Annotated in this window: 16 protein-coding genes; 6 read left to right on the forward strand and 10 right to left on the reverse strand. The window is 44.1% G+C overall.

Features of this window, described 5'->3' with window-relative positions:
* Nucleotides 1-44: 44 nt before the first annotated feature.
* Nucleotides 45-476, reverse strand: coding sequence for a lipocalin-like domain-containing protein (locus G500_RS0101275; RefSeq protein ID WP_027001281.1), 432 nt, complete (start codon nucleotides 474-476; stop codon nucleotides 45-47).
* A 327-nt stretch (nucleotides 477-803) separates the two neighbouring features.
* On the opposite strand from G500_RS0101275, the gene G500_RS0101290 reads away from it, so the two are divergent.
* The 4 genes from G500_RS0101290 (at nucleotide 804) to G500_RS0101305 (ending at nucleotide 8160) form a co-directional block, all read left to right on the forward strand.
* Entirely contained in the window at nucleotides 804-4145 is a 3342-nt protein-coding gene (locus G500_RS0101290; protein WP_027001282.1) for a T9SS type A sorting domain-containing protein, read from the forward strand.
* Between the two features lie 125 nt (nucleotides 4146-4270).
* Nucleotides 4271-4699 carry a hypothetical protein gene (locus G500_RS0101295; protein ID WP_027001283.1) on the forward strand — a complete coding sequence of 143 codons (429 nt, stop codon included), beginning with the start codon at nucleotides 4271-4273 and terminating at the stop codon, nucleotides 4697-4699.
* Between the two features lie 93 nt (nucleotides 4700-4792).
* On the forward strand, nucleotides 4793-5209 hold the full coding sequence (locus G500_RS0101300) for a hypothetical protein (RefSeq protein WP_027001284.1): 417 nt from the start codon (nucleotides 4793-4795) through the stop codon (nucleotides 5207-5209).
* A 5-nt stretch (nucleotides 5210-5214) separates the two neighbouring features.
* Nucleotides 5215-8160, forward strand: coding sequence for a T9SS type A sorting domain-containing protein (locus G500_RS0101305; protein WP_027001285.1), 2946 nt, complete (start codon nucleotides 5215-5217; stop codon nucleotides 8158-8160).
* A 128-nt stretch (nucleotides 8161-8288) separates the two neighbouring features.
* Here G500_RS0101305 and G500_RS0101310 read toward each other — a convergent pair whose 3' ends face one another.
* The 3 genes from G500_RS0101310 to G500_RS0101320 all read right to left on the reverse strand — a co-directional run bounded on the left by G500_RS0101310 (nucleotide 8289) and on the right by G500_RS0101320 (nucleotide 11155).
* Nucleotides 8289-8534 carry a hypothetical protein gene (locus tag G500_RS0101310; protein WP_154656971.1) on the reverse strand — a complete coding sequence of 82 codons (246 nt, stop codon included), beginning with the start codon at nucleotides 8532-8534 and terminating at the stop codon, nucleotides 8289-8291.
* A gap of 323 nt (nucleotides 8535-8857) precedes the next feature.
* Complete coding sequence (gene lpxA, locus G500_RS0101315; protein ID WP_027001287.1) at nucleotides 8858-9664, reverse strand: acyl-ACP--UDP-N-acetylglucosamine O-acyltransferase; 807 nt, start codon at nucleotides 9662-9664, stop codon at nucleotides 8858-8860.
* 96 nt (nucleotides 9665-9760) lie between these two features.
* Nucleotides 9761-11155: a bifunctional UDP-3-O-[3-hydroxymyristoyl] N-acetylglucosamine deacetylase/3-hydroxyacyl-ACP dehydratase gene (locus G500_RS0101320; RefSeq protein ID WP_027001288.1), complete on the reverse strand. Its 1395-nt coding sequence runs from the start codon at nucleotides 11153-11155 to the stop codon at nucleotides 9761-9763.
* 183 nt (nucleotides 11156-11338) lie between these two features.
* On the opposite strand from G500_RS0101320, the gene G500_RS21890 reads away from it, so the two are divergent.
* Nucleotides 11339-12091 (forward strand): MT-A70 family methyltransferase, encoded by a 753-nt coding sequence (locus G500_RS21890; RefSeq protein ID WP_086047768.1) that lies wholly within the window; start codon nucleotides 11339-11341, stop codon nucleotides 12089-12091.
* Here G500_RS21890 and G500_RS0101330 read toward each other — a convergent pair.
* The gene (locus tag G500_RS0101330) at nucleotides 12063-12662 is read right to left on the reverse strand and encodes a MunI family type II restriction endonuclease (protein WP_027001289.1); all 600 of its coding nucleotides are present in this window, start codon (nucleotides 12660-12662) and stop codon (nucleotides 12063-12065) included. The two genes, G500_RS21890 and G500_RS0101330, sit on opposite strands and share 29 nt — an antisense overlap.
* Nucleotides 12655-13002: a helix-turn-helix domain-containing protein gene (locus G500_RS26335; protein ID WP_245574449.1), complete on the reverse strand. Its 348-nt coding sequence runs from the start codon at nucleotides 13000-13002 to the stop codon at nucleotides 12655-12657. The genes G500_RS0101330 and G500_RS26335 overlap by 8 nt, the downstream gene beginning before the upstream one ends.
* Nucleotides 13003-13147: 145 nt before the next feature.
* On the opposite strand from G500_RS26335, the gene G500_RS0101340 reads away from it, so the two are divergent.
* The gene (locus G500_RS0101340) at nucleotides 13148-14341 is read left to right on the forward strand and encodes a tetratricopeptide repeat protein (protein WP_027001291.1); all 1194 of its coding nucleotides are present in this window, start codon (nucleotides 13148-13150) and stop codon (nucleotides 14339-14341) included.
* Between the two features lie 30 nt (nucleotides 14342-14371).
* On the opposite strand, the gene G500_RS24675 is transcribed toward G500_RS0101340, so the two are convergent.
* From G500_RS24675 to pheS, 4 genes are all read right to left on the reverse strand, one after another.
* Complete coding sequence (locus G500_RS24675; RefSeq protein WP_161626058.1) at nucleotides 14372-15856, reverse strand: OmpA family protein; 1485 nt, start codon at nucleotides 15854-15856, stop codon at nucleotides 14372-14374.
* A gap of 115 nt (nucleotides 15857-15971) precedes the next feature.
* A complete protein-coding gene (gene trmD / locus G500_RS0101350) occupies nucleotides 15972-16664 on the reverse strand; it encodes a tRNA (guanosine(37)-N1)-methyltransferase TrmD (RefSeq protein ID WP_027001293.1) in 693 nt (230 codons plus the stop codon).
* Nucleotides 16665-16792: 128 nt separating this feature from the next.
* Nucleotides 16793-17179 carry a DUF3127 domain-containing protein gene (locus G500_RS0101355; protein ID WP_027001294.1) on the reverse strand — a complete coding sequence of 129 codons (387 nt, stop codon included), beginning with the start codon at nucleotides 17177-17179 and terminating at the stop codon, nucleotides 16793-16795.
* Nucleotides 17180-17269: 90 nt separating this feature from the next.
* Nucleotides 17270-18289: a phenylalanine--tRNA ligase subunit alpha gene (gene pheS / locus G500_RS0101360; RefSeq protein ID WP_035755914.1), complete on the reverse strand. Its 1020-nt coding sequence runs from the start codon at nucleotides 18287-18289 to the stop codon at nucleotides 17270-17272.
* Between the last annotated feature and the right edge of the window lie 115 nt (nucleotides 18290-18404).

An 18404-nucleotide genomic window follows, 5' to 3' on the forward strand; every position in this document is an offset into this window, starting at 1 on the left:
GATAAAAAACAAGTGGCTTGCTTTTTATTTTGTATTTCAGTTTTTTACATTTTACGCATCTTGACGCGCTTTGCACCTGTGGCTACCCAAAATTCATTGCCTTCTAAGTGGGTAATTGCCCATTTTTTGGGAATGATTGTGCCATTGTCTTCTACGTCCATATCGATGGTTAGATAGCCGCGTGTAGCTTTGTCAATTTGCCAAGTGCCATTGTAGTCAATGCCACGACGACGAATGACCAACGTGCCGTCGCTGTGAAGTGTAACGGCTGCGTCATGGCTCACGCCTTTGTAGGGTTGGTCTAATGTGCCGCCTACTAAGGCATAGACCTTCCACTGCCCTGTAATTTGATTGGTGTTCGAAACGCTGGCACTGGGGAGCGGCACTAAGTTGTCTTGCTCCTCGAAACAGCTGGTAGTACCAAAAATAAAAGTAAGGGTCAGCACAAGAAGTGCATAAAAACGAATGGTTTTCATATCGCAAAGGAAGTTGAGGAATGTTGTAAAAGCAGAGAGGAAGACCAAACCTATTATAGTATCGTATTTCGATTGCCTTTATTTTTGAAACAAGTTAAAACCAAAGCAACACAGAAACAAGCAGGGTTAGGTTGGCTTTTTTCGGCGGTAAAATTAGCAAAAAAACTCAAGTGCGGGTGCTTTTAGGTGAAAAAAAGTAGAAAAAAGGCTTTTTTTCAAAATAATATCGTTTTTTTTGGAGCTAAAAATGGGCTTGGTGAAATATAATTTTTATCTTTGCGCTAAAATTTTCTTACAGACCACTTGACCTTATTCGTTTTTTAACCTATGAAAAAAATTTTCCTAAGCGCAATTTTGCTCTTGTTTAGTTGCGCCTTACATGCACAAATTGCCGTGAGTAGCACTGCCCCTTATTCGAATGACTTCGAAGCAGGTGACGGCGGCTGGGCAGACCCCGATGGCGAATGGGAATTAGGTACGCCTGATGCGACAAACGTAGAAATCAATACCCCTGCGCCCGGCGGAGTCAATTCGTGGAAGACTAAACTTTCGGGTCTTCACACAATAGACGTTACGCGCTATCTCACCTCACCTGAATTTGACTTTTCTGCCATGACCTCGCGCCCTACGATTGCCTTTGATGCCTGGTATGATTTGGAAGCGTTCAATTCTTTTGGGTTCTCTCTTCTTGCTTATGATGGCGTACATTTGGAGTATAGCATTGATGGCGGCACTACTTGGGACGTTGTAGGTGATGTAGGTGAGGGTACAAATTGGTATAATTGGAATACTATCGATGCTTCTGGCTTACCCGGTTGGGCAGGCAGCAACGACAACAACGGTATTAGTGGCGCAGATGCCGCCCTTTTGGAATCTTCGCAGGGCTGGTTTCGTGCCTCAAACTTGCTGCCTTGTGAGGTAGTGGGTGAAAGTAGCGTCTATTTCCGCTTGGTGCTAAATTCAGATGTTGTAACTGCCTTTGATGGCTTTGGTTTTGATAACATTGCCATTACAGAAAATCCTGTTTCAGATATTGCGCTTACTGCCATTACAAACCCTACTTCGGGAGTAGATTTGACAGATGCGGAAACTATATCCTTGACTTTGAGCAATGTAGGCAGTGCAGTTATTACAAGTGTAACGGCTAATGTAGCGATTCAAGCCTACAATGGCAATGGCGCAAATGCGAATTTTACCAACACAATTAGCCTAAATTTAGACCCTTGTGGTACGGCTACTGGCACTTTCAACTTGCCTACTACGGCGGACTTGTCGGGTTATGATTTTTATATCATTGAAGTTACGGCAACTACGCCCAACGACGCAAATCCTGATAACAACACACAAACGATTTTGGTAGAAAATCGCAGAAGAATTACTGCTTTCCCTTATACAGAGGGCTTTGAAGCGGCTAATAGCGGTTGGAACGTCGACCCGCGCTATCAGGCAGGCACGATTTGGCAGCGTGGCACGCCTTCAAAAGCGACTATCAACGCAGCGGCAAGCGGAAATAATGCCTTCGTTACAGCCTTAACAGGCAACTATGCCAACAACTCTAATACTTTGGTGGTTTCACCTGTCTTTGACCTTTCTACTTTCAGTGGCACAAATCGCGCCGTCATTAGCTTGGCTAATATCTTTAAGACCTTCGACAATGCAGACGGTTTCCAAATTTATTATAGCACAAGTGCAAATCATTTTGGGAATGAGCAACTCTTGGGTGCTTTTGGCGACCAATCTAATTGGTATAACAATCCCGCAAGTGCTTGGTCGGGCGATAGCGAAGGTTGGATTCGTTCTACACACGTCCTGACCCCTGTTTATGGGCAATCTAATGTACGCTTTTTGTTTTTCTTCCAATCAAATGCGGCTGACGTAAGCGAAGGCGCAGGGTTTGATGATGTCATTATCGGTGGTAATGTTCCTGATATTGCCGTTACAGAACTTATCACGCCTGTTTCTTCTCAAAATATGTTAGCACCACAAATCATTACGGCACAGCTTCGAAATGTGGGTGCAGGCAATATTGGCAGCGTGGTACTAACCTACAAAGTGGAAGGCTCGAATGGCATCAGCGAAGTATCGCAAACGGCAACGTTAAATCTTGGCACAGACCAAACGACTAATTTTAGCTTTACCGCGCCTGCAAATCTTTCTTTCATCGGCGATTATACCATTACCGTAACGGCGAATTTGGCAGGCGATGTCAATTTGAACAACAATACCCTTGTAAGCTCGGTTACGCATATTTCAGTATCCGAACAAGGCAACTGTTTGATAGATGAAAACTTCAATACTGCACCTGCCGATTGGCAGAACAATATTTTGGCAGGTAGTGCTGCCTTCGATACTTGGCGTTTTAATAACCCCGGTGGTCGTAATATCGTCGCGCCCTTTGCAGGTGGCGTAGCCGCTTTTGATAGCGACGCTTATAGCTCTGGCGGTGGCGCAGAAAATGTAGCCTTAGAAAGCCCTGTTTTCAATGCAAGTGCGGAAAATGAAGTGGTACTTTCTTTTGATAGCTATCTCAATAATTCCTTCACAGGTGGTGGGGTAGTTGAAATTTCTACTAACGGCGGCGGCTCTTGGACGGCAGTGGCTTCTACAAATCCGCCTTCTACCAACGTTCCTGCCACAGGTTACAATATGGTTTCCTATGCAGCAGGCTTCCCTGATGCAGGTGCAAATGCAACGCGCCCTGTTATTTCTGAAAGCGTTTTGCTTCCACAATTAGCAAACCAAGCCAACGCACAAATTCGCTTCCGTTGGGTAGGTGATTTCTCTATGTTCTGGATGCTCGACAACGTAAAAGTTTGTGGCACTGTGCCATTGCCACAAATTACTGCCACTGGTGGCAATCCTGATTCGGTGTCTGTTTCTTGGACGGATAATAGCGCAACCGAAGGCGGTTTTGTGTTACAACGCGCAACTTCGCTCGAAGGGGTTGGAAATTGGGTTGTGATTGCGACCTTGCCTACCGATTCTACTTCTTACATAGATTACGCTGTTCAGCACAACACAACGTATTATTATCGTGTTCAGTATCAGTACGCTACGGGGCTTTCTGCTTATAGCAATGTAGCCGAAGCAATGACTACCGAACCCGAAGACCCTGCACTTCCTTACACGCCTACCCTAACGGCTACGCCCGGACATCGTTCCGCAAACTTGGCATGGAACGCTGCCGTTGCTGAAAATCGTATCCGCCACTTCGAGGTTTATGGTTTTGATATAAACCGTCCTACTACCAGAATTGGCATCACAACGGATAATACTTTCACTGTTACAGGGCTTTTGAATGGGGTCAAGGTAGGTTTCCGCGTCCGCGCCATTTATTTAGATGGTAGCCGTGGCGAGTTTTCTAATGGAGTAGAAGTTATGCCTTCTATTGTTTTAGGTCAGGATGAAGTAGAAACGATTGGCTTAAAAGTGTACCCCAATCCGAATAGTGGCAGCTTCACAATTCGCTTAGAAGGGGTGGAAATTAAGCCACAAAGTATCCGCCTTTTCAATACCGCAGGACAGGTATTTTACCAAGAAACACTCGAAGGCAGCTATTCTTCTCTACAAAAAGAAATTGCTATCGAGGGCTTGACTTCAGGCATTTATATACTCGAAATTAGGACAGAACAGGGCATTTTGAAGCAAAAAATGACGATTGTTCGCTAATTACGACATTTTCAAGTGTAGCGATTTTTGTTTTTAGAAGAAAAATTGCTACACTTGCATTGTTTTTGTCGATTCCTGCAAACGCTTAACTCTGTAATCTAACAACTAAAGCAAATTTTCATACAATGAAAAAATTAGCACTCTTTTTCTTTTTCGCAGTAATTAGCTTCGCCTTTACTGCTTGTTCTGGTGAGAACACTCCTTCTGATGATGTGAATGCTCAAAATGGATTTGCCAAAGAATGGCGTATCGTAGCGGCTAAATTTGGTCGTGAGGTAGCCGAGGCGAGCATGTTTGAAAACTACCGTATTCAGTTGAATGCAGACGGCTCTTATAGTGTAGTCAATCCCGACGGCTTCCCTTCTCCTTCGGCAGGGGTGAGCGGCAACTGGCTTTCAAACGCGGTAGGCTCTGAAATTACTTTTGATGGCACTACTGCCGTAACGGTTGTTTTCTTTAGCCCTTCAGGTGAAATGATGACTTGGGAATGGGACGTAAGATTGCCCGGTAAGGAGCGCACTACTTATCGTTTTGAATTAGAAGCGGTTAAGTAATCTCATACATTTTCTCAAAACTTATCAAAAGGTAAGGTGGCTTTCTTGCTATCTTACCTTACGTCTTTTTAACACTCCATAAAAAACAAATGTATGTTAAAAAAAGTCCTTTTTTTAGCCCTTTCGCTTTGTTTGTATGTGCTTGTCGCGCTTGATAATCAAGCCTTTGCACAATTCGACGTAACTTTTGATAACCCCGAAAAAGTGGCTACCTATGGTGAGCCGCTCGATAAGTGGGGCTACCTCATAAGTTTGGAAGACTACGCCGATAGTGAGTACAAGACCAACTTTTTGATTCACTACCTACAAACGAACAACCCTACGGTAGAATTTCGCTTTCTACCCCAAGCCCACCTTTTAAAAGTTGTGGCACCACGTCAGAATGATTACAATTTGGCGGGCATGCGTGCTAAGGTTGCCGCTGCGCTTGCCGCTCTCAATCAAATTCTTTCCAATACTTCTAACGACCAAGAGGCAAATATCGCCCTCAAACAAGCCCTACAAGATTAAACAATATGAAACTTAAACGCTTTTTCTTAACCCTTTTTCTCTCTTTCTTTGCCTCTTTTGCCCTGCAAGCACAATGCCCTGCGGGTGAGGAAGAAATAGAAGTTACCATCAATACTGATGGTTTTGGAGATGAAACATACTATCGCGTCTTTGTTGATGGTGTGCAAGTAGCAGCAGGAAATCCGAATACCTTAGCGGACAACTCTGCCATTGTGGTACATACAGACTGTTATCCTATCGGAGCGCAAGTAGTTGTCTATGTCGGTGATACGTTTGGAGATGGAATCGGCGGCACTGATGACGTAATTGTTACGGCTGACGGCGTACAAATTGGTACAGGCGATGTCGCTGGTGTAGGCGGAGTCGTCTATGTGCGCTCGACTTGTGCTACGGGTTCGCGCCTTTTGATGGTAGAAATTGATGGCGATGGCTCTACGGCAGCGCAAAACGCCTACTCTTTGGAAGTAGGTGGCGTAGTAGTAGCTTCGGGCGCGATTGGCTCTCTGCCCAACAACCTTCGTCTGCCTATTTATATTGGCTGCCAAACCATTGGCTCTATTATAGACTTGGAAATTACAGATGCAGGGGGCAATGGTATTGCTAACGGCACAAGCCCCGACTGGATTATTTCTATGGTCAATAGTGGTGCTTCGTGTGGCGATGTCATTCGTCAGGGCGAAGTTACTTTTGGGGGGGGCGTGTTAGCACCTGTTATTTTTCAGCAGCCAATATGCCCTACGGGAGCTTCTTCGGGCGACTGTATAGGCAAGCAGCCTTTGTGTTTTGCCAACAATGCCGTTACGTTTATCACAGGTATTGGGGCAGGCGATGTCAATGATGCCTTAGATGGCGTAGATTTTGGCTGCTTGGGCAGTGCTAATGGTTCGCCTTTTACGCCCGCCACCGAAGAAGGCAATTCGGCGTGGTTTTATTTTCAAATAGACCAAGCTGGTACTATCAATGCCCAACTTACGCCTACTATCTTAGTAGACTTTGACTTTGCCCTTTGGGGACCTTTTCCTAACCCTGACGTGTGTGGGGCAGATTTAGGCGCACCTATCGATTGTAGTTTTTCGGCGGCGGCGATAGAAAACGTAGACGTACTCAACGCACAAGTGGGTGAGTATTATGTCTTGTTTATCAACCGATTTGCTAGTGCAGCTTCGCCTACTTTTACGATGCAGCAAATTGGCGGAGCAGGTCTGACCAACTGCGCCATTATCCCTTGTTCGGTTAGCTTGCAGGGCAATAATACCATCTGTGCTTCTACTACCAGCACAGTAGGTACAACGCTAAATGCTTTGGCTTCGCCTAATGCCGTCGACCTTACTTATACTTGGCTTAAAAACGGCGTAGCGATTGTAGATGGCGTAGATGCCGATGGCATGACCTTAGCAGGACAAGGCACGCCCAACCTTACCATCATTGCGCCTGCTACCAACGTTACCATTTCAGACGTGTATTCGGTAGAAATCAACAGTGCTTCTTTTGGTTGTACGGCTGTGGCAGCTCTGCCTGTTTCTTTCGTCATTCCCGACCAGCCTTCTACGGTTGATTTAGGAGCAGACCTTGAACGTTGTGATGGTGATGGCAATATTTTGCTCGAATCTTTCAACGATTCACACGTAGGCGTAGAATATCAGTGGTTTTTAAATGATGTGCCAATCGCAAACACCAATAGCTCACAGTTTGTAGTGCCTGCACCTGCGGCAGGTTTTACCGCGCCGATTATCCGCACCTACAAAGTGCGCGTAACCCAAATTTGTGGCGGTCAGTTTGACGAAGACGAGGTAGTGGTTACGTACAACCCACGCCCTGCCTTCCTTGCGCCTGATGCGGCTTATTTTGCTTGCGAAGCCAGTGGTAGCTTTACTATCAATGTGGGCAGCGAGTTGAATTTGCAGCCCATTCAGTATCAGGTATTTAGAAATGGCGTTTTGGAGCAAACCACTACAAACCCCGTTCTACAAATTCCTTTCAACACGCCCGAAGGAGTTACGACCACAATCCAAGACGACATCCGCGTAGAACTTACCAACACGGTTACAGGTTGCGTTACGGCTGCACCTTTGGAATTTGAAATCAATTACAATCTTGCGCCGATTTTTGATGTTTTGTTAGATGTTGAGAATTGCGACGGTACTACTTTCGCGCCTAATATTCTTAACTATGACAATGGCGAAATTTCTTTCGTTTGGTACAAAGCCGAAACTTTAGCCACAGGTATTCCGCTTTCTACAAATCGTGAGTTTTTCACCGATGTCTATGGCGAATATATCGTAAAGGCGATTGTAACCAAAGCCGAGTATGAATGTGAACAGATGGTTTCGGTGATGCTTACCTGCCCCAGCGACCCCATTGACACAGGTGCAGAGCCAGAGCCACTTCCTTATCGCGTTGTTTTGGCAGGAACGCCTGCAAGCCGCAGTGTAGAGCTTACGTGGAATGCCCCCGAAATGGAAAATGCTTTGAAGGTAGCCTACTATGAAGTGTATTACGGTGGCGATAGAAATATCAGCGAAGTACGTGTAGGAACTACTACCGAAACGAATTTCACCGTTACGGGCTTGCTCAATGGCGTAACCTATTCTTTCGTTGTGCGTCCTGTTTTCCAACTCAATGTCAATAACCTTAGAAAAGGTTTGTTCTCTAATGTGGTCAAATTCACGCCTTCGATTATTTTGGGTGAAGATGAAGCCTCACAACAAGGTTTTAAGCTATTCCCTAACCCCAATCAAGGGCAGTTCCAAATCCTTTTCCAAGACCAAAATGTTGGAAATGCGACATTAGAAATCAGCAACACCGCAGGACAAATCATTTATAGACATAACCTAAAAGCAAACCAAAATAGCCTTTCTCTCGACCTTAGCTCTTTTGCCAATGGTCTGTATTTGGTTACGCTCAAAACCGAAAATGGCATCTTACAACAAAAAGTAAGTATCCTCAAATAGTATCAGCGTAAAGCATACGCTTTTTACTTTTTATCATAAGAAAATACCAAAAAACGCCCCGAATTTTTCGAGGCGTTTTTTTTGTCAATTCGCTTTTTTAGGTACGAAGCAGGAAAATGATTGGAATTTTATTTTTCCTCTTTTTCCTGAATTTGTCTTTTGAAAGCCGCATCTAAAATACCTGTGCGTACAATGACCAAATAGTACATCAAAGGATTTAGAAAAAAGATAAAGAGATAGTGAAAAGGCGAGAGGTCTATTCCCATTATCTTATCAATCGCGTACATCAGCGGAGTGCCGATAAAGCTAAGACCAAAAAGCATACGGTTGTGCAGCTTTTTTAGTTTTTTGTTAAGTGTTTCTTCATTCATCATCTTATCAAATTTAAAAGATATTAAACAAAAACAGAATAAACGAATTTGAAAAATCTCACAAATACGATACCTCAAAATTATGCTATTTTTTCAAAGATACAAATACTTTATCATACTTTAACACGCTTCTAATGAATTTGGAACTTCTTTGTTATGGTCTGAATGATTTTGCCATCGAAAAAGCGTAATTTTATTTTTCGAATGTAGAGAAGGCACTGCCTTGTCGGAAGTGGTCTTGAAATAAAAAAAGGCTTATACTTTTTAAAGTATAAGCCTTTTATGAGGGTGTTTCGCCTTGCAAATTGCTTAGGAACGATAAGTTTTTAAAGTGTAAATTCTTCTTCTTCGTCTGTAAGATTTGCGCCTTTGATAACTCCTCGTCGCGATTTTTTGATGAAAGTCAGAATTTGACTTTTTTCCGCCGAATCGGATATGGTCTTTTCTACTTCGGATAGGGCATTGCTCGTATTTTTACCTTTCTGAAAGATAAGACGATAAATATCTTGCATCTGGGCAATGCTTTCGCGCGAAAAATTGCGTCGTCGCAAACCTATTAAATTGATACCCACATAACGCAAAGGCTCGCGCCCTGCCAATACAAAGGGTGGCACATCGCGTCTGACCAAAGAACCCCCTGCTACCATGGCATGCGCCCCTACGCGCGTGAATTGATGGATAGCACTGGTGCCGCCTATGATGGCGAAGTCCTCTATTTCTACGTGTCCGCCTAATTGCACGCCATTGACTAAGATGCAGTTATCGCCTACGATACAGTCGTGTGCCAGATGCACATACGCCATGATGAGCGTATTTTGTCCGATTTTGGTTTCGATGTTGGCAGCAGTGCCACGGTTGAGGGTTACGCACTCGCGAATGGTGCTATTATCGCCGATAACGACGTAGGTCTTTTCGCCCTTGTATTTGAGGTCTTGGGGGGGGGCAGAGATGACTGCACCGGGGTAGATTTTGCAATTTTTCCCAATCCTTGCCCCATCCATGATGGTTACATTCGAGCCTATCCAAGTACCTTCTCCAATTTCTACATCTTGATAAATGGTAGTGAAAGCCTCAATGGTTACATTGGCGGCAATTTTCGCGTCGGGGTGAATCTGTGTAAGAGAATGAATCATAAAACAACGAGCAACAGGCTTAGTGTCTGATTTGGAGAGAAAAGGAAAAGAGTATTAGGTAGGTACTTAGTCGGAGAGTGGGAGAGAAAAGGCAAATTACTTATCTTTTTTTACCAAAACCGCAGACATAACGGCTTCACAGGCTAATTCACCTGCAACAAAGGCGCGTCCTTGCATCTTGGCTAAACCACGTCTGACGGGAGCTAAAAGCTCACACTTAAAGACGAGGGTATCACAGGGCATGACCATTTTTTTGAAGCGGCAGTCTTCTATACCCACAAAATATGTCCAATATTGTTCGGGGTTATCTACCGTATTCAAGACCAGAATACCGCCTGTTTGTGCCATTGCTTCTATTTGCAAGACACCGGGCATGACGGGGTTTCCGGGAAAGTGTCCTTCAAAAAAAGGCTCATTGATGGTTACATTTTTCACACCCACTACCGAATTTTCGTCTAAATAGATAATTTTATCAACCAAGCGGAAAGGGTAGCGATGTGGCAAGATAGAGGCAATTTTATTGATGTCTAAGACGGGCGGCAATTTGGGGTCGTATTTGGGTACTTGATTGCGCACCACGCGGCGCAAGTGCTGTTTTATTTTTTTAGCAAAAGCGACATTGGCGGCATGACCAGGGCGAGCAGCCAATATTTGCGCCCTTAGCGGTTGTCCTACTAAGGCTAAATCGCCGATGAGGTCTAAAAGTTTGTGGCGGGCAGGTTCGTTTTTGTAACGAAGCTCCACATTATTGAGCGTTCCTTCGCTCTGCACCGAAATAGAGGGCTTATTAAACATCTTGGCAAGCCTATCCATTTCTTCTTGCGATAGGATTCTATCTACAATGACGATGGCATTATCAAAATCCCCCCCTTTGATGAGATTATTTTTATACAACATCTCCAATTCGTGAAGGAAACAGAAAGTGCGGCAGGGTGCAATCTCTTGCTCGAATTGGGCAAAGTTGTTTAAAGTCGCATATTGACTACCCAACACAGGCGAATTGTAATCCACCATTACCGTCAGACGGTAGTCTTCTAAGGGCAGGGCAGCAATCTCGATATTTTTGGAAGGTTCGCTATAATGAATTGCCGAATCCACATCAAAAAAATTGCGCGGCACGTTTTGTTCCTCCACGCCTGCTTCCTTCAAGATGCGCACAAAGTCCATCGAGCTGCCGTCCATGATAGGTGGCTCAGGACCGTCAATTTCTATCAGCACGTTGTCTATTTCTAAGCCTACTAAGGCGGCTAAGGTATGCTCTACGGTATGCACACGCGCCTCGCCCTGCTCGATGGTAGTGCCGCGTGAAACATCGACCACGTTATCTACATCGGCATCTACTGTGGGTCTTCCTTCTAAATCTATGCGTTGGAACTTAAAGCCATGATTGGTCTTGGCAGGTTTGAAGGTCATGGTAGAGGGTACGCCTGTATGCAAGCCTATGCCTGAAATCGTAACCGCTTTCTTGATAGTATGTTGGTTGGTCTTCATCGACGGAGTGGGTACAAAAAAGAATGAAGGATATACAGCGCACAAAGTTACGACTTTATTTTGAAAAACTTTCATGTGTGCGAAAGGAAAGCAAATGCGGATTTGGGCAAGTCAATTGTTTTTCGTAATTTAGCCTTGTGCTATCCTATCTATTTGCTTTTTGTCTTAAACGCCACATTTTGAATGGAAAATGTAGATTTATTTGGAAGTTCCCAGCCACAACTGCCTACCCCCACGCCCAAGGTTGTGTCGGGCTATCGCATTTATGATGCCCAACAGAAACGCAGAACGATAAGAAATGACTTGCCAAGCCTCTATCCCGACTTGCCCGAAGAGAAGTATGATATTATTTATGCAGACCCTCCTTGGGATTATGGTGGAAAAATGCAGTTTGATAAAAGCGCACGCAAGGACGTTAATAAAAATTGGGATAATCATATTTTTATTAGTGCTGCAAACTTCAAATATCCTACCCTCAAGACCCGTGAGATGATGAAAATTCCGATTTACCAAATTGCCAAAGAAGATTGTTTGTTATTCATGTGGGTGACGAATCCGCATTTGGAACAAGGAATCGCTTTGGGGAAAGCATGGGGGTTTGAATATAAAACGGTAGCCTTCGTTTGGGATAAAATGAACCATAACCCGGGTCAGTACACCCTTTCTTATTGTGAACTGTGTTTGGTTTTTAAAAGAGGAAGAATTCCAAGTCCGCGAGGGGCGAGAAATATCAAACAGCTTGTGAGAGTGCCACGAGGGGAGCATAGTCAGAAACCATTGGAGGTCTTACATAACATAGAGCGCATGTTTCCAACTCAAAAACGGATAGAACTTTTTGCACGTCATAAACCCAAAAATTGGGACGTATGGGGACTCGATGTAAGAGAGGAATATGCAGAAACGACATTTAATCCAAAAGAGGCTGTATCTGACTGATAAAATGTTCTATCAATGGCGCGGGGTCGGATAAATTGCGCCAAAAGAAAAAGTGTCCTTCGAAGCCTTCATACCAACAGGTAATCTCTCGCACACGACAGGGGTCGCGCGTGATGTCGCCTTGAAAGATAGTCCAGAAAGGAAGCACGTCAGCAGGCAAATTCCCTGCCTCTCTCAAAATGCGCTGCAAGCCGGGCGTAAAGTATTTGCAAGCCCTTTCGTGTGCATTTCCCCTACCTGCTGAACGCGATTTGCCTTCAACCCAACCGTCTTGCCGTTTTACCTCAACATAAATCGTCTTGTTTGTGTTATGGTTAGATATTGCATAGTCGGGAAAAATTCCATGACTTTTTATCTCAATCGCAGGGTTGTAGATTGCCGCTAATTCAGACGGCGATAGTGGTATGTTTAGATAGATGTTCCTAAATTCACTTGGGCGCGAGCGAATCTCATATTCGGTATCTACGAATAAGGTCTGAAAGAGGACATAAAAATCTTCTTCTACTTGCAAGGCTTGTTTAAGACTGTAATCTTGCCACTTCCTTCGAAGTCTATTTGCGTCGCTACCCATCTTCAAATTTCATTAAAGTATCAATGCTTACTCCTAATGCTGATGCAATTTTTGAAATATTAACTAATGTAATATTCTTCTCTGCTCTTTCAATCATGCCAATATAAGTACGGTGCAAATTGGCTTTGAAAGACAAGGCTTCTTGTGAGAGATGCTGCGCCTTTCGCAATTCCCTTACACGTTTTCCAAATTGTACTAAAATTGTATGCTTTTCCATATTTTCTATAATACCAACAAAAATAATCAAAGCCACTGTATAGCGCAACATACTAAAATTAGCATTTTTTTTACTCCCCTGCTGCTTTTTTCGCTTTTCAAAAGACTTTCCTAACTTTGGCATCAATTTTCTTATTAGCTTACGCAAAACGCGCTAAGATTGCGTATCTATTAAAAAAAACAAAAAACGACCCTCGGAAAGAAGGCATGGTAGCCCTTTTTCCTTGTTTTATATTCACACTATCATTTTACCCTTATTTTAGACGACCATGACCAAAATAAGCCAAACGCTGTGGTTATTTATTGCCTTAGCCACTACTTTCTGTTTTGAGGCGGCAGCGCAGATGGGCAACGTAACCAAAGCCGAGCAATTTACCGCACAAGGCAAGTTGGACAAAGCCTTAGATATGATTCAGGCTGCCACTACACACGAAAAAAGCAAAGACAACCCCAAAACTTGGTATGTCCGCGCCGAACTCATGATTTCTATCTTAGCCGACGATAGTACCGCTATGGGAAAGTTGGTAGATAACCCCACCCAAGAGGCTCTTAATTCCATGAAAAAAGTGGAAGAGTTGGAAAAAGCCGAAGGCAAGGATAAGTACACCGTCATGCTCGATAATAGTATTCCGGGGCTTACCATTAGCCCACGCGAAAGGCTCAAAAATACCCTCATCAATAAAGGCGTGACGGCGTACAATGGTGAAGATATGCCAAAAGCTGCCGAAGCCTTAGCGCAAGCTGCCGACTTGTTCCCACAAGACACCCTTTGCGTACTCTATGCCGCCTATTTTGCCGAAAGCGCAGATAAGCCCAAAGAAGCCGCCGAGTATTACTACAAACTCACCAAAATAGAGGAGTATCCCAACCCCAAAGATGCCTACATCAAGACGATTCAGATGCGTCAGGAAGCTAAATTAGATGAAGGACAGACCCTTGCCGTAGTCAGAGAAGCTATGCAAAAGTATCCAAAAGAGCTTTTCTTTATTACCTATCTTATCAATCAAAATATGAAAGAAGGCAAGATAGAGGAATCTATTTCTCTTTTGGAAGAAGCCGTAGCGGTAGAGCCAGATATTAGCTTCTTGGTCAATTTGGGCGTACTTTACACCGAAAATAAACAACAAGATAAAGCCCTCGCCACTTTCAAAAAAGCCGTAGAAGTAGACCCTAAAAACTTTGAAGCAAATTATAGCTTGGGTGCTTACTACTACACACAGGGGCAAAATATATATGCCAACCTAACAGACGCGCAGTATAAAGATGCCAACAACCCCCAAGTAAAAGAGATGATAGCGTTCTTTAATCAATCTCTCCCCTACATGGAAAAGGCTTTTGAGTCGCGCAATGACGATTTGCAGACCGTAGGCGCATTAGCAACGCTTTACAAAGAATTGAAGCAAGACGACAAAGCCAAAAAAATGCAGGCTCGCTTCAAAATCCTTTCAGAAGCAACAGAATAAGGCGCGTCATATAGGCTTTGTTCTCTCCTTTTATTTTCCAAAAAGCAACCGCAGTTCTACACGGCGGTTGCTTTTTTTAGGGTCTGATTCGCCCTTTTTTTCAATAGGTCTATTGCCGCCAAAACCCTGCACGCGCAAGCGCGAAGCAGAGATGCCCTTTTGCACCAAAAAATCGGCTACTGCTTGCGCACGTGCCTGCGAAAGTTTTAGATTGAGGGCTGCATTGCCTATTGGCTCGGTATGCCCCTCAATTTGCAAAACAAGCGAAGGATTTTTTTCTAAAATAGAAAGCAGCGTAGGCAAAAAAGAAGCTAATTTTTCTTGGTATTCTGCCTGCAAAGTGGCTTTTTGAAGTTCGAAAGCTATGGGCAGCGGCAGGGTCTGGTTGTGCCAATTTTGGGTCAGAGTCGGATTTTTTTTCGCTTCTTGGGTTAGGTCTTCCCAACTAAAAGTGGTCTTTTCGCGATTAGGATTGGTTATTTTTTCAGCGACAAGCGAATTTTCTTGACTTATCTCTATCGGATTTTGTAGGTAGATAAAAAGCCCACGCCCTTCCGTTCCTACCCAAATATTATCTTGGCTATCAGCCCAAATACAGAGTCCTGATTTGCTTTCAAAGCCCTGCTCGAAGCTGTAAAATTGAAAGGCGATTTTTTCTTTCGTCTTTGTGTTTTTTGGGTATAAATTGCTGATTCTAAGGATTTTATCGGCGACGCTAAAAATTTCACCCTTTTGGTTGATTGCCAAAGTGCGCAGCCCCTGTGTTTCCCAAGGCGCGGGCAGTTCTATTTTTTGGGTAGGCTTCCCAAAGGCTTTCAAGATTTGTTTGGCGTTAGAACTTTTTAAGCGAAATTCGAAAAGGGCTGCCCTGCTTTTTTTATCAAATCCCATCATAAAAATAGAGCGTTCGCCTGCTTCCGTTTGGTAAGTCTGAAAAACTTGCGCCTGCAAGACGGACTTGACTGCCTGCCACTTTTGTTTTTTTTCGTCTTCGAGTTGGATAAAAACCCCATTAGATGTCGCCAAAAGCAATCCTTCTGCAAAGGGAAGTAGGTCGTATAAAGTGGCTTGTGATAGCTTGGGGAGGCTTTTTTGCGTCCATTTCTGATTTTGATAGTGATATAATTCATTCGCTTGGGTCAGAAGCCAAAGGTCTTGCTCTTGCCCTGCCACGAGCTTTTTGGGTACTACTTTGAGGGCAGGAAGGGGGCTAATCTGGCTTGTTTGTGCCTCAATTTTGAAAATTTGTTGAGAATAGGTAGCTAAAAAAATTTCGCCTGCTGGGGTAGTACAAAGGGTAGAAATTGCCTCTTGGGGTAGAAAATGCTGCATCTGGGGCGTACCTTCCGCATCGAGTGCCTTAATTTTAAAAAGTCCTTTTTCCGTTCCTACCCAAAAGGCAGGTTCGGGCGTTTCGCCAAAAGCGGAGATGGGCAATTTGAGCAAGCCCAAATCTACGGGTAGCCAATATCTTTTCGGGTCTTCTTCTTGGGCGGCAGCAATAGATATGGGCATGAAAAAACATAGAAATACAGTCCAAAAAATATAAGTGCTTTTCATGTTATCTCTAAATTTTAGAAGTGAGAAAAATAGCCTACCCTGCTTTTATTTGCTTGTTACAAAAGCCTATTTAATCCCCCTTTTCCCACTTTTTCCATAAGTCGGGGCGGCGCAATTTGGTTCTTTCTACGGCACGTTCCCAACGCCAATCGGTGATTTTTGCCTCATCGCCTGAAAGTAGGACGGCAGGTACTTCAAGCCCTTCCCAGTCAGGGGGGCGCGTATAGACAGGGGGCGCAAGCAAGTGGTCTTGAAAGGAATCTGTTAGGGCGGAGGTTTCGTCATTCAAAACCTGCGGTATGAGGCGAATTATCGCATCTGCAACTAAGACGGCAGGAATTTCTCCCCCTGAAAGTACAAAGTCGCCAATGGAAAGTTCTAAGGTAATCAATTTTTCTCTAATGCGCTCATCTATGCCTTTGTAATGTCCGCAAAGAATGATAATATTTTGCAGCATAGAAAGGCGATTGGCTGTGCCTTGCTCGAAGGTTTTGCCGTCGGGGGTCATGTAGATGACCTCGTCATAGTTGCGCTCGGCTTGCAGGCTGCGAATACAAGCGGCAATGGGTTGTATGGTCATGACCATGCCTGCGCCACCGCCGTATGCGTAATCATCTACGCGCCTATGTTTATCGTCGCTGTATTCTCTCAAATCGTGCAAATGCACTTCTACTACGCCTTTTTCTTGGGCGCGTTTCAAGATAGAGTGTTCGAAAAAACTTTCCATCAGTTTGGGAACACAAGAGAGAATATCTATTCGCATGGTTTTAAAGGGCGTTTTTTAATGGGAAGACCACAGAATTTGTAGCCTGCCTTATCCGAAATTAGATTCAAACCCTAAGCGTATTCAAGACACTTAGGGTTTGACACAAAACTATAAAACAAAAAGGTTTAGAAGGGCAAATCGTCGTCGGGAATGTCGTTGAAGGGGGGCGGTTCGGGCAGGCTCGATACCTGATTAAATTCGTCAGAGGTATCGGTATTGCTTTGGTGGAGATGCTCGATGGTGCGTGCTTGTAGCGAATTGAACCATTTGGGTTCGTCTTGTTGAGTTTTCTGCCACTTTTTCCCTTTTACCCAGCAACTTACACGCACTTCATCGCCTTCTTTAAACTTATCTAATCGGTCGCAATCGGTGTTGGTAAATTGTATCAAAAGTTCCTGTGCATAGTTGCCATCGGGGACACGCAACACAAATTCACGCAATTGGAATTTATCAGAAACGACACGCAGGGCGTAGATTTTTTCTATCGTTCCTTCGGTTTCGAATGAGGGCATAATGAAAGATAATATTTGAGTGAGAGTTGAAGTTTTGGTCTGAATTTACCTTTTTGGGGCAAAGATAGTCCTCTATTTTTGAGAGCCGTTTTAAAATTGCTTTAAAAAGCGCATATCGTTTTCGAAATAAAGGCGCAAATCTTTGATGGTGTAGCGCATCATCGTAATACGCTCGATACCCATGCCAAAGGCGAAGCCCGAATAAACTTCGGGGTCTATGCCACAATTTCGCAAGACGTTGGGGTGTACCATACCGCAGCCCAAGACTTCGAGCCAACCTGTATATTTACAGACATTGCAGCCCTTTTGGTTGCAAATATTACAACTGACATCTACTTCGGCACTGGGTTCGGTAAAGGGAAAATAAGAGGGGCGCAGGCGAATTTTGGTCTGTGTGCCAAAAAACTCTTTGGCAAAGTAGAGAAGGGTCTCTTTTAAGTCGGCAAAACTGACGTTTTTATCTATATAAAGCCCTTCTATTTGATGAAACATACAATGCGCACGCGCCGAAATGGTTTCATTCCGAAAGACACGCCCCACAGAAAGGGTACGAATGGGCGGCTTTTGGCTTTCCATCACGCGGATTTGTACTGACGAGGTATGGGTGCGCAATAGCATATCGGGGTCTTTTTCCACAAAAAAAGTGTCCTGCATGTCGCGGGCAGGGTGATTGGGTGCGAAGTTAAGAGCCGAGAAATTGTGCCAATCGGTTTCAATTTCTGCCCCTTCGGAGAGGTTGAAGCCAATTCTTTGGAAGATGCGAATTATCTCATCTTTGGTTTGGGTAAGGGGGTGCAAAGAGCCTTTCATACCCAAATCGGCAGGCAAACTAACATCAATGGCAGCACCTGCTTGGGCTTCCGCTTGGGCTTCGATTTTTTCCTTATGGAGGCGAAACTTATCTTCGGCGGCTTGCTTGACGGCATTGAGAATTTGCCCAAATTCTTTCTTATCTTCTTTGGGAACGTTTTTAAATTGCTCGAAGAGCAGCGAAAGTTTGCCGTTTTTGCTGATATAAGCCAAACGGAAGGCTTCTAAATCGGCTGCCCCCGCTACTGCATACGCCGCAACTTCGGCTTGCAAACTAAGGGCTTCATCTTTAAGAGTCATGGACAAAGTGGTATGCAGATGAAAAGGTAAATGTCAAGGGCAAAAATAAGATTTTTAGCCCATATAAGCAGCAGCTTTTGAAAAAAAAGAAAAAACGCGCCCCGAAGTAGGGAAA

Origin of the sequence: Hugenholtzia roseola DSM 9546 (assembly GCF_000422585.1) — a bacterium.
GTDB classification, from domain to species: domain Bacteria; phylum Bacteroidota; class Bacteroidia; order Cytophagales; family Bernardetiaceae; genus Hugenholtzia; species Hugenholtzia roseola.